Origin of the sequence: Pseudomonas sp. HMSC08G10, from assembly GCF_001808425.1 — a bacterium.
Lineage (GTDB): Bacteria > Pseudomonadota > Gammaproteobacteria > Pseudomonadales > Pseudomonadaceae > Aquipseudomonas > Aquipseudomonas guariconensis.
This window is the reverse complement of the sequence record NZ_KV793291.1, coordinates 18,405-32,174: the sequence shown is the minus strand read 5'-3', so window position 1 is coordinate 32,174 and position 13,770 is coordinate 18,405. Positions and strand designations below refer to the sequence as shown.

The window sequence follows — 13,770 nt, the reverse complement described above, 5'->3', positions numbered from 1 at the left end:
CGCTCACCGCGCCTTGCGCCGATACGGAAACACGTCGATGACCTTCCCGTCACGAATCGTCGCCTGCAGCCCCTTCCAGTAATCGGCGTCATACAGCTCGCCATGCAACCGGCTGAACAGCCGTCGCTGGCCGATGTCGGCGAACAGAAACGGCGGAAACTCCTCCGGAAACACATCGTGCGGCCCGATCGAATACCATGGTTCGCCGGACATCTCGTCCTCCGGATAACGGGGCGGCGGGATATGCCGGAAGTTCACCTCGGTCAGGAAGCTGATCTCGTCGTAGTCATAGAACACCACCCGGCCATGACGGGTGACGCCGAAGTTCTTGAGCAGCATGTCACCAGGAAAGATGTTCGCCGCCGCCAGTTGCTTGATCGCCAGGCCGTAGTCCTCCAGCGCTTCCAGAACTTGGGCCTCACTGGCCTGTTCCAGGTAAAGATTGAGCGGCGTCATGCGCCGCTCGGTCCAGCAGTGACGGATCAGCACTGTGTCGCCTTCAAGCTTGACGGTCGAGGGTGCCACCTCCAGCAGCTCGGCCAGGCACTGCGCTTCGAACTTGGCCTTGGGGAAGCGGAAATCGGCGAACTCCTGGGTATCGGCCATGCGCCCAACCCGATCGACGCTTTTGACCAGACGGTACTTGTCGATCACCGTGGCCCTGTCCACGGTCTTGGACGGCGAGAAGCGATCCTTGATGATCTTGAACACAGTATTGAAGCCGGTCAGGGTGAACACGCTCATCACCATACCGCGCACCCCAGGCGCCATGACGAAGCGATCCTCGGTACTGGCCAAGTGATTGATCAACGCACGGTAGAACTCCGACTTGCCGTGTTTGTAGAAGCCGATCGAGGTGTACAGCTCCGCGATGTGTTTGCCCGGCAGGATGCGCTTGAGGAAATTGACGAACTCCGCCGGCACCGGCACATCGACCATGAAATACGAGCGGGTGAAGGAGAAGATGATCGACACCTCGGCTTCGTCGGTGATCACCGCATCCGCCTCGATGCCATGGCCCTCGCGGTGCAACAGCGGAATCACCAGCGGCCACTGCTCATCCGGCGTGTACAGCCGCCCCACCAGGTAAGCGCCCTTGTTGCGGTAGAGCACCGGCGAGAACAGCTCGACGGCCAGCGCGGGATCCTTGCAGACCCAGTCGGGCAAGCATTCGCGCAGTTGCTGCTCAAGACGTGCTACATCCCCGTCCAGATCGCCATAGGGCACACTGAACGGGTAATCGGCAAAGATCGAGCGCAACAGGCTCCGGACGCTGCCGTCAGGCTGATAGATGCGGGTCTGTGCAGCCCGCTCATGTCCGCGCATCGACGGCCGTGTGGTATGGATGAACATGCAGCCATCGCTGATCAGGTCGTGGCTGAACAGGCTGCAGAAGATCGAGTTGTACCAAGTCTCGGCCAACTCATCGTCAAGGCGCGGGTCGATCAGGCGGATATAGGCATTCTTCACCAGCGGCCATTGCTCGACATCCAGCAGTACCGCCTCGGCAAAGCCATCGCGCAGCCAGCCATTGACCTGGGCGACCTTTTCTTCATAGAGATTGATGCGTGCCGCCGCAGCCTGCTGGATCTGCTGCCACAGCGCCTGTTCGAAGCGCGCGCGCGCGCCCAGGGTGATACGCCGGAAATGTTCGCGGTAGTCGTCGAAACCATCGAGGATCATCCGGGCGATCTCGGCCGCCGGCCATGACTGGGACATGCAGGGGACTCCATGCGGGGGTTCAACACGCAAGCTTAGTTGCCCCTGCTTTCGTCGTGCCCTTTTCACAGGCAAACCCGCTCCCGCAGGATTCTCAAGCGGGTTCCCACGAAAGGCCGCGGACAAATTCACACAGCAAGAAAGGACAAGAACCGCGCTCAGTCGATGGCGTACACTCGCGCCCTTGCCGATTGCTGGAGACCGCTGTGAGCCCCATCGCCCTTGCCCGCCTGCTGACCCTTGCCGCTGTCTGGGGGGCGAGCTTCCTGTTCATGCGCATCATCGCGCCGGAACTCGGTACCGTGCCGACAGCGTTCTTTCGCGTCTCGATCGCGTGTCTGGGGCTGATCGCCATTCTTGCCGCAGCGCGGGTGCGCTGGGACTTCAACGGCAAGCTTGGCGCCTGCCTGGTACTGGGGATGATCAACTCCGGGATCCCGGCCACCTTCTATTCGGTGGCCGCGCAGGTACTGCCCGCCGGCTACTCAGCCATTTTCAACGCCACCACACCGCTGATGGGTGTGTTGATCGGCGTGCTGTTTTTCCGCGAACCCATGACCCTGGCCAAGCTGTGCGGCATCTTCCTGGGGCTGTTCGGCGTCGGCATCCTCAGCGGTGCGGGCCCGGTGGCGTTGGATCTTGCCTTGTTGCAAGGCGCCATGGCCTGTCTGGCTGCGACCACCTGCTATGGCTTTGCCGGGTTCCTTGCGCGACGTTGGGTGAGCGATCTGGATAGCCGGTTGTCGGCCTTGGGCAGCATGCTCGGCGCGACCTTGCTGCTGACGCCGGTGTTCGCCTGGAGTGCCCTCGCCCAGCCACCGGCCAGCTGGGGCGGTTGGTCGGTGTGGCTGTCGTTGCTGGGCCTGGGCCTGCTGTGCACGGCGTTCGCCTACATCCTGTACTTCCGCCTGCTGGCCGAGATCGGACCGGTCAAGGCCAGTACCGTGACCTTCCTGATTCCGGTATTCGGCGTCCTGTGGGGCGCCTGGCTGCTGGACGAGCCGCTGTCGATGGCGCACCTGTATGGCGGAGTGCTGATCGGCGTGGCCTTGTGGTTAGTGCTACGTCCGGCCAAAAAATAGGGCCATGGCCCTATCGCGGGACAAGGCCCTGCGTCTTGGAAATGGCGTACACCCGTTCGCGAAGAGGGCCGCAAAGCGGCCCTCGGTGCATCAGGCTTCAGCCGCACGCAATGCCGGCTTGCGGAACACGAACAGCAGGCCGACGACGATCAACCCCATGCCCAGCAGGCTGAGCGGCGCCAGACGATTGCCGAAAAACAGATAATCCATCACGGCAGTCACCGCAGGCACCAGGTAGAACAGGCTGGTGACATTGACCAGGTTGCCTCGGGCGATCAGGCGATACAGCAGCAAAGTCGCCAGCAGCGAGACCACCAGCCCCATCCATGCCAGCGCACCGATGAAGCTTGCGCTCCATTGCACCTGGAGCGGCTGAAATGGCGCGAACACTGCGCACAAGGCAAAGCCGGCCAGGTATTGCAACGGCAAGGTACCCATGGGGTTGTCGGTGATGCGCTTTTGCAGGATCGAGCCCAAGGTCATGCTGGCCAGTGCCAGCAGGGCGAACAGCATCCCAGCAAGGGATACCCCGCCCAGGTTGAGGCCCTGGTAGACCACCATCACTAGGCCCCCGAGCCCCAGACTAAGCCCGAACAGTCGGCTCCAGGAGCGCTGACGCTCCATCAGCACAACGGTAAGGATCGGTTGAACACCCATGACCGTGGCCATGATGCCAGGGGTGACGTGGGTGTTGAGCGCCAGCAGATAGAAGATCTGGTAAGCGCCCAACAACACGCAACCGGTACCCAGGGCGCGCAGCACGGCACCACGACCACACGGCCAGCGCAGCCCCAGCAGTGGGCTGACCATCAGCAGGCCGGCAAGCGCCAGGGCAGAGCGTAGCAGGAGGAAGGCAAAGGGGCTGGCCTGGGCCAGCCCGAGCTTGGAGACGATCGCCCCGCTGCTCCACAGCAGGACGAACAGGCTGGTCGTGGCCGCCGAGGCCACGGATGCTTTGGAAAAGACAGACATGTATTGCCACCTGTATAGGGCAAATGAGCCGAACGGCAGGCTGTCGCGTTAGCGAGGGAGGTAGCCGACCGTGTTCAGTAGGTTGCGAGTGTGTTGGGAAGCGGCCAGAGGCCGATCAGCCCAGCACCACTGCGCAAGGAGGCGGAGCTACGCCGCCTACCACGCCACTGACAGGTGGTGGGTAATGACTGATCATGGCCGGCTGCTGACTGCCACGCACAACCACGCCCGCGACAGGCGCGAGGACGACAGCTGTGATGGAAGGGATGGCAGGCATGATCGGGTCTTCGGAGAAGAGAATGTTTCGGAATATAACGGCGAATCCTGGGCCGGGCAATAGCTGCCTTCTGGATTGGCAGATCAGGCCCTTTCGCCGGTAAACCCGCTCCCGCACGTTCCAGGTTGAGCCGGTGGGTGAAAAACCCGCTCTCAAGGTTTGCGCTGAGCCTGTGAGAGCGGGTTTACCGGCGGATGCGATGACAGGTGATTCAGAACAGCCAACGGTACAGCAGATACGCCACCACCACCGCCAGCACTGGCCGCAGGATGCGGTAGGCCTTGGGGTTTGCGCGCTTGAACTGCTTCACGCGGGTGCTGATCTTGTTGCTGAAGCGCTTGCTCCAGGCATAGGCCTGGTTGATCCCGCCCACGCGCTCGTCATCGGTGTTCTGCGGCGCAGTGGCGCGGCCCAGGAAGGCGCTGACCTTGCGGTTGATGCGGGTCATCAAGGGGCTGCTGAGCGGGCGCTCGATGTCGCAGAACAGAATCACGCGGGTCACGTCGGTTTCGTTCTTCACCCAGTGCACATAGGTCTCGTCGAACATCACGTCCTCACCGTCGCGCCAGGCGGAGGGCTGGCCGTCGACGTAGATGCGGCAGTTGTCAGAATTCGGAGTAGACAGGCCCAGGTGATAACGCAGGGAGCCGGCAAACGGGTCGCGGTGCGGGTTCAGATGGCTGCCACCGGGCAGCAAGGCGAACATGGCGCCCTTGACATTGGGGATGCGGCTGACCAGTTCGACGGTCTTGGGGCAGAGCATTTCGGCCGAGGGCAGCGGCTTGTCGTACCACTTCAGGTAGAAGCGCTTCCAGCCCTTCTTGAAGAACGAGCCGAAGCCTGCGTCATTGTCCTTTTCCGCGGCACGGATGTAGCCCTCGTCGAACAGGCGCATGGCCTCTTCGCGGATCACTTCCCAGTTGTCCTTGAGCACATCGAGCTCGGGAAACCGCTGACGGTCCAGGTAAGGCTTGGACGGCACGCCGGAAAACAGGTACATCAGGCTGTTATAAGGTGCGAACAGCGCCGAATGATTGACGAACTGGCGCAGCACGGGAAGACGTGCCTTGCCGCGCAGGTGCACGAACAGCACACTGGAGAAGAACACCAGCAGGACACCTGCCTTGGCGGCGAAGGAAAAGGTCATGCAACACTCCTTGGAGAAGAAACCAGGCCGTGGCCTGCTCCATTCAAAATCATCCGGCCATCATAAACCCATCTGCCCCCGGTAAAAACCTCCAGGGACGCAGTGCAGTTTTCAGGATCTTGCAACAAAGAGTGCTGCCCGGCATTGCTCCGGATCAGCGGTGCATCAGAAAAGCGGGGCCGCCACACGGCCCCGGTATCGCCAGGGCCGCGTGTTACTGCTGGTTTTCCTGCTCGGTGAACAAGTCACTGAACAGCATGCTCGACAGGTAACGCTCGCCCGAATCCGGCAGAATCACCACGAGCGTCTTGCCCTGCATCTCGGGCTTCTCGGCCAGGCGCACGGCAGCGGCCATCGCCGCGCCACAGGAGATGCCGCAGAGAATGCCCTCCTCCTGCATCAGGCGCAGGGCCATGGCCTTGGCCTCGTCGTCGGTGACGGTCTCGACCTGGTCGACGATGGACAGGTCAAGGTTCTTCGGCACGAAACCGGCGCCGATGCCCTGGATCTTGTGCGGGCTTGGCTTGAGCTCTTCACCCGCCAGGGTCTGGCTGATCAACGGCGAGGCCACCGGCTCCACCGCCACCGACAGGATCGACTTGCCCTGGGTGTGCTTGATGTAACGCGAAACCCCGGTAATGGTACCGCCGGTGCCGACGCCCGCCACCAAGACGTCTACCGCGCCATCGGTGTCGTTCCAGATTTCCGGGCCGGTGGTCTTTTCGTGAATCGCCGGGTTGGCGGGGTTGTCGAACTGGCCCGGCAGGAAGTAGTTGGCCGGGTCGGAGGCGACGATTTCGTTGGCTTTCTCGATCGCGCCCTTCATGCCCTTGGCCGGGTCGGTCAGCACCAGTTCGGCCCCCAGCGCCTTGAGCACCTTGCGCCGCTCCAGGCTCATGGATGCAGGCATCGTCAATACCAGCTTGTAGCCACGGGCAGCGGCGACGAAGGCCAGGCCAATGCCGGTGTTGCCCGAGGTGGGCTCGACGATGGTCATGCCCGGCTTGAGCTTGCCGCTGCTCTCGGCGTCCCAGACCATGCTCGCGCCGATCCGGCACTTGACCGAATAGCCTGGGTTGCGTCCTTCGATCTTGGCCAGGATGGTCACACCACGCGGAGCGATGCGGTTGATCTGCACCAGCGGCGTGTTGCCGATGGAGTGGGCGTTGTCTGCGTAGATGCGGCTCATGGCAGGAGTCCTTGAACTTTGTAGGAGCAGGGAAAGCTTCAAGGGTAAGCCTGCCCCGGGGGGCAGTAAAGCCCGTTCGAACTCCCCACAGGCCATAGCGGTCAACCGGACAACCTGCCCCGGAGAGCCCTCGATGAAAGCTCGCTATCGTTGGCCGCTGATAGGCCTGGCCAGCCTGGTCGCGCTGTTGCTGGCCCTGCACCTGGCCCTGCCTTACCTGGTCCGTGACTACCTCAACGACCGGCTCGCGGACATGGGCGACTACCGCGGGCACATCACCGACGTGGACTTGGCCTGGTGGCGCGGGGCCTACCAGATCAACGAGCTGAAGATCGTCAAGACCAGCGGCAAGGTACCGGTGCCGTTTCTCGATGCCCCGCTGATCGACCTCTCGGTGAGCTGGCGCTCGCTGTGGTACGACCATGCTGTAGTCGCTGAAGTCGTCTTCGTGCATCCGGAGCTCAATTTCGTCGACGGTGGCAACAAGCAGAACTCCCAGACCGGCCAGGGTACCGACTGGCGCCAGCAGCTAGAAAAACTGCTGCCCATCACCCTCAACGAGGTACGCATTGAAAACGGCACCCTGACCTTTCGCAACTTCAACTCCAAACCGCCTGTCGATCTGAAGGCCACCCAGTTGGACGCGAGCATCCGCAACCTGACCAACGTACGCGACGAAAAAGGCCGCCGCGATGCCCATTTCGACGGCACAGCGCGGCTGCTGGGCGATGCCCGGGTGGAAAGCCGTGCCACTTTCGACCCGTTCAGCGATTTCGACGATTTCGAGTTTCGCCTGCGCGCGACCGGCATCCAGCTGCGCCGGCTGAATGATTTCGCCAGTGCCTACGGCAAGTTCGACTTCAATGCAGGCCATGGCGATCTGGTGATCGAAGCCCAGGCCGAGAAAGGCCGCCTGCACGGGTACATCAAGCCTCTGCTGCGGGATGTGGATGTGTTCAACTGGCAGCAAGACGTGGAGGACAAGGACAAAGGCTTCTTCCGTTCGATCTGGGAAGCGCTGGTCGGCGCCAGCGAAACGGTGCTCAAGAACCAACCCAAGAACCAGTTCGCCACCCGTGTGGAGCTGAGCGGTAGCGTGCACCAGCGCAACATCAGCGCCTTCGAGGCGTTCCTGCAGATCCTGCGCAACGGCTTTATCCAGGCATTCAATGCACGCTACGAACAACCGCCGCCCGATTCCGACTGAACCGGGGCGCGACGCACCATTCAGAGACTGAATGACCAGTCTGCGTTTTCTCTCGCCTGGGCCCGCGTTATAGTCGCTGGCAATGACAAACACGTATCGCCTCTTTCGCGGGTGAACCCGCTGCCACAGGGCCAGCGTCACCGCTTCCTGTGGGAGTGGTCTGCCCGCGAAAGGGTCTTGAATGACACCCCGCAGAGGATCGGTTCATGAAGTTCGAAGGCACCCGCGACTACGTCGCCACAGACGACCTGAAGCTGGCGGTCAACGCAGCCATCACCCTGGAGCGCCCGCTGCTGGTCAAGGGTGAACCGGGCACCGGCAAGACCATGCTCGCCGAACAGCTCGCCGCCTCCTTCGGTGCCCGCCTGATCACCTGGCACATCAAATCCACCACCAAGGCCCACCAAGGCCTCTACGAATACGACGCGGTCAGCCGCCTGCGCGATTCGCAACTGGGTGTGGACAAGGTCCATGACGTACGCAACTACCTGAAAAAGGGCAAGCTCTGGGAGGCATTCGAGGCCGAAGAGCGTGTGATCTTGCTGATCGACGAGATCGACAAGGCCGACATCGAGTTCCCCAACGACCTGTTGCAGGAACTCGACAAGATGGAGTTCTACGTCTACGAGATCGACGAGACGATCAAGGCCAAGCAACGTCCGATCATCATCATCACCTCCAACAACGAGAAGGAACTGCCCGACGCCTTTCTGCGCCGCTGCTTCTTCCACTACATCGCCTTCCCCGACCGCGACACCCTGCAGCGCATCGTCGACGTGCACTTCCCCAACATCAAGCAGTCGCTGGTCAGTGAAGCGCTGGACGTGTTCTTCGACGTGCGCAAGGTGCCGGGCCTCAAGAAAAAGCCATCCACCTCCGAGCTGGTCGACTGGCTCAAACTGTTGATGGCCGACAACATCGGCGAAGCCGTGCTGCGCGAGCGCGACCCTACCAAGGCCATTCCGCCGCTGGCCGGCGCCTTGGTCAAGAACGAGCAGGACGTGCAACTGCTCGAGCGCCTGGCCTTCATGAGCCGGCGCGGCAACCGCTGACAGGAGCCGGCCATGCTGCTCAATCTGTTCAACGAAATGCGCGCGGCCAAGGTGCCGGTGTCGGTGCGCGAACTGCTCGACCTGCTCAATGCCTTGCAGCAGCGCGTGGTGTTCGCCGACATGGACGAGTTCTATTACCTGGCGCGAGCCATCCTGGTGAAGGACGAGCGGCATTTCGACAAGTTCGACCGGGCCTTCTCCGCCTACTTCAAAGGCCTGGAGAATCTCGACCGACACCTGGAAGCGTTGATCCCCGAAGATTGGCTGCGCAAGGAGTTCGAGCGCTCGCTCAGTGACGAGGAACGTGCGCAGATCCAGTCCCTGGGCGGGCTGGACAAGCTGATCGAGGAATTCAAGAAACGCCTTGAAGAACAGAAGGAACGTCACGCCGGCGGCAACAAATGGATCGGCACCGGCGGTACCAGCCCATTCGGCTCCGGCGGCTACAACCCCGAAGGCATCCGCGTGGGCGAGGCCGGCAAGCGCCAGGGCAAGGCGGTCAAGGTGTGGGACCAGCGCGAATACAAGAACCTCGACGATCAGGTCGAACTGGGCACACGCAACATCAAGCTGGCCCTGCGTCGCCTGCGCAAGTTCGCCCGCGAAGGCGCTGCCGAGGAGCTGGACATCGATGGCACCATCGACCACACCGCACGGGATGCGGGGCTGCTGAACATCCAGATGCGCCCGGAGCGGCGCAACACGGTAAAGCTGCTGTTGCTGTTCGACATCGGCGGCTCCATGGACGCCCACGTCAAGGTCTGCGAAGAACTGTTCTCCGCGTGCAAGACCGAGTTCAAGCACTTGGAGTACTACTACTTCCACAACTTCGTTTACGAGTCGGTGTGGAAGAACAACCTGCGCCGTACGTCGGAGCGCTTCTCCACCTTCGACCTGCTGCACAAGTATGGCGACGACTACAAGGTGGTATTCGTCGGCGATGCGGCCATGGCACCTTACGAGATCACCCAGCCGGGCGGCAGCGTGGAGCATTGGAACGAAGAAGCCGGGTACGTGTGGATGCAGCGTTTCATGGAGAAGTTCAGGAAGATCATCTGGATCAATCCGTATCCCAAGCAGGCCTGGGACTACACCGCCTCCACCCATCTGGTGCGCGAGCTAATCGAAGACAAGATGTACCCGCTGACCTTGCAGGGGCTGGAAGACGGGATGCGTTACCTGTCCAAGTAATGGCGTCGCCCGTTTAGCGGGTAAACCCGCGCCCACAGGTGCAGCACATCCGTTGAGGACTGTGCTGCACCTGAGCAACTGCCCTGTATAGGCCCGTCGCAGGTCAGCCCGCACCTACAGGCTTAAGCACGTACCTTGTGCAAGCCGGGGTCCGGCGCTCCGATTTACCCACCAGAGAGCCCGAAGCCTCACCGCCAACGTTGCAGATAAGCCTGCTGCTGTTGCCAGGCCAGCTCCTGCACCACCGCCCTGAAGCACACCACCGCCCCGGGCAGGCACTGTGCCAGTTGCGCCAGCGCCAGGGGCGTCAGCGCTCCAAGCCGTGGATACCCACCAATGGTCTGCCGATCATTGAGCAGCACGATCGGCTGCCCGTCCGGCGGCACCTGCACGGCGCCCAAGGGGATACCCTCCGAGATCATCGGTGCGCCCTGGTAGACCAACTGCGGCCCGAGCAGGCGCATGCCCATGCGGTCGGCGCGGCTGTCCAAGGTCCACTCACGATTGAACGCCTCGAACAGGCTGGTGCCACTGAATGCGCCGATCTGTGCGCCCATGACCAAGTCCAGTTCGGGCTTTTGCGGGTAGGTCGGACGCAAATGCTGCGCCACTTCTCGCAAGGCAGGCGCCCCCTTGGCGAACGACAACACTTGCCCTTTGGCCAGCGCCCTCCCTCGCCCATCGAGGCCGCCGAGCGCCTCGCGTGCCACGGTCGCGCAACTGCCCAATACCGCCTCGGCCAGAAACCCGCCAGGCGCTGCCACGTAGGCCCGCGCGCCTTGCCGAGGTTGGCGAAGACTCAGGCGCTGGCCCTTGCCCAAGCGCAAGCTGCGCCAGGGCTGGACGGGCTGATCGTCAACACGCGCATCCAGATCTCCACCGGCCAGGGCCAAGGTGCAATCGTCCTCGGCGACCAGCGTGAAGCCCCCCAGCGTGACCTCCACCACCGGCGCACCCAGTGCATTGCCCAGTAGCCAGTTGGCCCAGTACATCGCCACCCAATCCAGCGCCCCACCCTGGGTCACGCCTAGGTGGCGTACGCCGAAACGCCCGGCATCCTGCAACTGACACAGCGCGGTGCTGGCCTCGATCGTCAATCGCTTCATGCCAAGGCCTCCAACGGGCTGTCGTCGCCGCCCAATGCCATGAACTGCTCGTGAGACACCGCCACGAAACGCACCCGATCACCTGGTTGCAGCAGGCTGTAGCCCTCACGTGCGCGGTCGAACAAGCGCACCGGGGTGCGGCCGATCAGGTTCCAGCCGCCTGGCGAGACCGCCGGGTAGGCGGCGGTCTGGCGCTCGGCGATGCCCACGCTGCCCGCTGCCACGCGCTTGCGCGGGGTACTCAGGCGTGGGCTGGCCAGGCGTTCGTCCACCAGGCCCATGAAACCGAACCCCGGCGCGAAGCCCAGGGCAAACACCGGATACTCCCGCTCGCTGTGCAGGCCGATCACCTCGGCCTCGCTCAGGCCGCTGCGGGCAGCCAGCACCGGCAGCTCCGGCCCGACGCTGGCGTGGTACCAGACCGGGATCTCATGGCGACGCCCGGTGTTGCCTGCATCCGGCTGCAAGTCCACCAATGCCTGGTCGATCAGCGCCCGCGCCTGCCCAGGTGCCTGCTCGAACTGCACCATCACGGTGGTATAGGAGGGGACCAAATCCACCAGCCCCGCTCCGAAGGCTGTGCGCAGGCACTGGCTGGCAGCCAGGATCCACGGCATGTTGGCCTCATCGATAACGTCGAACAGGCGCACCATCAAGCTGTCGATGGCCACCACCTCGATGCGTGGGTTCATGGCTGCACCAGGGCGTCGAGGACCTGGCGGATCTGCCGCACGGCCGCCACGGAGCTGTCATTGTCGCCATGCACGCAGAGGGTACCGGCATCCAGTTGCACAGCACTGCCGTCATCGGCCACCAACGCCTCACCACGGGCCAGGCGCAAGGCCTGCTCGATCACCAGGGCCGGGTCGTGATGCACCGCGCCGGGCAGGCGCCGGGACACCAGGTGACCGCTGGCGGTATAGGCCCGGTCGGCAAAGGCCTCGAACCACAACGGCACACCGATGGCCTCGCCCAGGGCGCGTGCGGCGCTGTCGTCGGCGGTGGCCATGAGCATCACCGGCAGGCCCGCATCATAGGCGGCCACGGCCTCGAGTACTGCGCGCAGCTTGAGCGGGTCGGCCATCATGTCGTTGTACAGCGCGCCATGGGGTTTGACGTAGGCCACGCGGCTGCCCAGCACTTTGCAGATCCCCTCCAGCGCGCCGATCTGGTAGTGCAGCATGTCTCGGATTTCCTCGTTGCTGCACGCCATGGAGCGGCGGCCGAAACCGACCAGGTCCGGGTAGGCCGGGTGCGCGCCGATGGTCACGCCGTGCTCCAGTGCCAGGGCCACGGTGCGGCGCATGGTGCCTGGGTCGCCTGCGTGGTAGCCGCAAGCGATGTTGGCGCAATCGATGTAAGGCATCACCTCGGCATCCAGGCCCATGCGCCAACTGCCGAAACTCTCGCCCATGTCGCAATTGAGTAGCAGGCGTTTCACCGGTCGAACTCTCTTGTGGTTGTTCATGTGCCTACCTTACCGTGCCTGGAGTTCTTTGCCGCGTGTTTCAGGCAGGCTCAGGGCCGCGAGGATCACCACACCGTAGGACACCGCGGCAAAACCACCAATGCCCAGGCCCAAGGGCACTTTCTGGCTGAGCATCCCGATCAGCAGCGGGAAGAACGCTGCGATGGCGCGCCCCACGTTGTAGCAGAAGCCCTGCCCCGAACCGCGAATGCGGGTGGGGAACAGCTCGGTCAGGAAGGCCCCCATGCCACTGAAGATGCCCGAGGCGAAGAACCCCAGCGGAAAGCCCAGCCACAGCATGACGCCGTCACTGACCGGGATCTGGGTGTAGAGCAGCACGATGACGAACGAGCCGACGGCGAACAGGATGAAGTTCTTCTTGCGGCCCAGCAGATCAGTCAGGTACGCGCTGATCACATAACCCACGTAGGAGCCGACGATGACCATGGCCAGGTAGCCGCCGGTGCCCAGCACGCTCAGGCCACGCTCGTTCTTGAGGAAGGTCGGCAGCCAGGAGGTGATCGCGTAGTAACCGCCCAAGGCGCCGGTCGTCAGCAGCGAGGCACGCAGGGTGGTCCAGAGCATGCCCGGGGCGAAGATTTCATAAAAATGCGACGGCGCCTGGGACTTTTCCACTGCCTTGGCTTGGCGGTAGACCTCCGGGTCCTTGACCAGGCGGCGGACGAAGATCACGAACACTGCCGGCACGATGCCCAGCAGGAACAGCGCCCGCCAGGCCTGCTCCGGCGGCAGGAAGGAGAACAGCAGCGCATAGAGGATCGCCGTCAGTCCCCAGCCGATGGCCCAGCCGGACTGCACCATGCCCACGGCCTTGCCACGGTCCTGGGCGCGGATCACCTCACCGATCAGCACCGCGCCGGCCGTCCACTCGCCGCCAAAGCCGAAGCCCATCAGGGTCCGGGCGATCAGCAGTTGCTCATAGCTCTGGGCGAAGCCGCACAGGAAAGTGAAGAAGGCGAACCACAGCACGGTCAGTTGCAGGGTGCGCACCCGGCCGATGCGGTCGGAGAGAATGCCGGCAATCCAGCCGCCCAGGGCCGAGGCGATCAGGGTGCTGGTATGGATCAGCCCAGCCTCGGCGGTGGTGATGCCCCACATCAGGATCAACGTGGGGATGACGAAGCTCAGCATCTGGGTGTCCATGCCATCGAGGCCGTAGCCGATCTTGCAGCTCCAGAAGGTGCGTCGTTGCTGACGGTCGATGTCGCGGTACCAGGCGAAGGGGCCATTGGATGGCCGGGGGGAAGCCTGCTGCTGCACGCCGGTTGGGTTCATGATTGCCTCGGCTTGTTGGTATTGTTCTCTGGGCGACGTCTTGCGTCGCGGCCTGGGCGTCATT

At 63.1% G+C, this 13,770-nt stretch carries 12 protein-coding genes; 4 read left to right on the top strand and 8 right to left on the bottom strand.

Going from position 1 to position 13,770, the window contains the following annotated elements; translation table 11 throughout:
- Positions 1-3: 3 nt before the first annotated feature.
- The gene (aceK, locus tag HMPREF3173_RS02795; protein ID WP_070571444.1) at positions 4-1,719 is read right to left on the bottom strand and encodes a bifunctional isocitrate dehydrogenase kinase/phosphatase; all 1,716 of its coding nucleotides are present in this window, start codon (positions 1,717-1,719) and stop codon (positions 4-6) included.
- Between the two features lie 206 nt (positions 1,720-1,925).
- Between aceK and HMPREF3173_RS02790 the strand changes: the two genes are divergently transcribed.
- Complete coding sequence (locus HMPREF3173_RS02790) at positions 1,926-2,801, top strand: DMT family transporter (RefSeq protein WP_070571443.1); 876 nt, start codon at positions 1,926-1,928, stop codon at positions 2,799-2,801.
- 90 nt (positions 2,802-2,891) lie between these two features.
- On the opposite strand, the gene HMPREF3173_RS02785 is transcribed toward HMPREF3173_RS02790, so the two are convergent.
- From HMPREF3173_RS02785 to cysK, 3 genes are all read right to left on the bottom strand, one after another.
- The gene (locus HMPREF3173_RS02785; protein ID WP_070571442.1) at positions 2,892-3,773 is read right to left on the bottom strand and encodes a DMT family transporter; all 882 of its coding nucleotides are present in this window, start codon (positions 3,771-3,773) and stop codon (positions 2,892-2,894) included.
- A gap of 488 nt (positions 3,774-4,261) precedes the next feature.
- On the bottom strand, positions 4,262-5,197 hold the full coding sequence (locus HMPREF3173_RS02780) for an aspartyl/asparaginyl beta-hydroxylase domain-containing protein (RefSeq protein WP_070571441.1): 936 nt from the start codon (positions 5,195-5,197) through the stop codon (positions 4,262-4,264).
- Positions 5,198-5,411: 214 nt separating this feature from the next.
- Positions 5,412-6,386 carry a cysteine synthase A gene (gene cysK / locus HMPREF3173_RS02775; RefSeq protein ID WP_043209279.1) on the bottom strand — a complete coding sequence of 325 codons (975 nt, stop codon included), beginning with the start codon at positions 6,384-6,386 and terminating at the stop codon, positions 5,412-5,414.
- A 133-nt stretch (positions 6,387-6,519) separates the two neighbouring features.
- On the opposite strand from cysK, the gene HMPREF3173_RS02770 reads away from it, so the two are divergent.
- From HMPREF3173_RS02770 to HMPREF3173_RS02760, 3 genes are all read left to right on the top strand, one after another.
- On the top strand, positions 6,520-7,593 hold the full coding sequence (locus HMPREF3173_RS02770) for a DUF748 domain-containing protein (protein ID WP_043209276.1): 1,074 nt from the start codon (positions 6,520-6,522) through the stop codon (positions 7,591-7,593).
- 206 nt (positions 7,594-7,799) lie between these two features.
- Positions 7,800-8,645, top strand: a complete 846-nt coding sequence (locus tag HMPREF3173_RS02765; RefSeq protein WP_043209275.1) for an AAA family ATPase — start codon at positions 7,800-7,802, stop codon at positions 8,643-8,645.
- 12 nt (positions 8,646-8,657) lie between these two features.
- The gene (locus tag HMPREF3173_RS02760; protein WP_070571440.1) at positions 8,658-9,836 is read left to right on the top strand and encodes a vWA domain-containing protein; all 1,179 of its coding nucleotides are present in this window, start codon (positions 8,658-8,660) and stop codon (positions 9,834-9,836) included.
- Positions 9,837-10,024: 188 nt separating this feature from the next.
- On the opposite strand, the gene HMPREF3173_RS02755 is transcribed toward HMPREF3173_RS02760, so the two are convergent.
- The 4 genes from HMPREF3173_RS02755 to HMPREF3173_RS02740 are packed head-to-tail and all read right to left on the bottom strand — an operon-like array spanning position 10,025 to position 13,706.
- Positions 10,025-10,942, bottom strand: coding sequence for a 5-oxoprolinase subunit C family protein (locus HMPREF3173_RS02755; RefSeq protein WP_070571439.1), 918 nt, complete (start codon positions 10,940-10,942; stop codon positions 10,025-10,027).
- Positions 10,939-11,634 carry a 5-oxoprolinase subunit PxpB gene (pxpB, locus tag HMPREF3173_RS02750; protein WP_070571438.1) on the bottom strand — a complete coding sequence of 232 codons (696 nt, stop codon included), beginning with the start codon at positions 11,632-11,634 and terminating at the stop codon, positions 10,939-10,941. Before pxpB ends, HMPREF3173_RS02755 begins: the two co-directional genes overlap by 4 nt.
- Entirely contained in the window at positions 11,631-12,410 is a 780-nt protein-coding gene (locus tag HMPREF3173_RS02745; RefSeq protein WP_070571437.1) for a 5-oxoprolinase subunit PxpA, read from the bottom strand. The genes pxpB and HMPREF3173_RS02745 overlap by 4 nt, the downstream gene beginning before the upstream one ends.
- A 9-nt stretch (positions 12,411-12,419) precedes the next feature.
- Entirely contained in the window at positions 12,420-13,706 is a 1,287-nt protein-coding gene (locus tag HMPREF3173_RS02740) for an MFS transporter (protein ID WP_070571436.1), read from the bottom strand.
- Between the last annotated feature and the right edge of the window lie 64 nt (positions 13,707-13,770).

Bases quoted from the DNA above. Each gene is read 5' to 3' on its own strand.
- aceK (WP_070571444.1), bottom strand. From the start codon at position 1,719: ATGTCCCAGTCATGGCCGGCGGCCGAGATCGCCCGGATGATCCTCGAT.
- HMPREF3173_RS02785 (WP_070571442.1), bottom strand. From the start codon at position 3,773: ATGTCTGTCTTTTCCAAAGCATCCGTGGCCTCGGCGGCCACGACCAGC.
- HMPREF3173_RS02780 (WP_070571441.1), bottom strand. From the start codon at position 5,197: ATGACCTTTTCCTTCGCCGCCAAGGCAGGTGTCCTGCTGGTGTTCTTC.
- cysK (WP_043209279.1), bottom strand. From the start codon at position 6,386: ATGAGCCGCATCTACGCAGACAACGCCCACTCCATCGGCAACACGCCG.
- HMPREF3173_RS02770 (WP_043209276.1), top strand. From the start codon at position 6,520: ATGAAAGCTCGCTATCGTTGGCCGCTGATAGGCCTGGCCAGCCTGGTC.
- HMPREF3173_RS02765 (WP_043209275.1), top strand. From the start codon at position 7,800: ATGAAGTTCGAAGGCACCCGCGACTACGTCGCCACAGACGACCTGAAG.
- HMPREF3173_RS02760 (WP_070571440.1), top strand. From the start codon at position 8,658: ATGCTGCTCAATCTGTTCAACGAAATGCGCGCGGCCAAGGTGCCGGTG.
- HMPREF3173_RS02755 (WP_070571439.1), bottom strand. From the start codon at position 10,942: ATGAAGCGATTGACGATCGAGGCCAGCACCGCGCTGTGTCAGTTGCAG.
- pxpB (WP_070571438.1), bottom strand. From the start codon at position 11,634: ATGAACCCACGCATCGAGGTGGTGGCCATCGACAGCTTGATGGTGCGC.
- HMPREF3173_RS02745 (WP_070571437.1), bottom strand. From the start codon at position 12,410: ATGAACAACCACAAGAGAGTTCGACCGGTGAAACGCCTGCTACTCAAT.
- HMPREF3173_RS02740 (WP_070571436.1), bottom strand. From the start codon at position 13,706: ATGAACCCAACCGGCGTGCAGCAGCAGGCTTCCCCCCGGCCATCCAAT.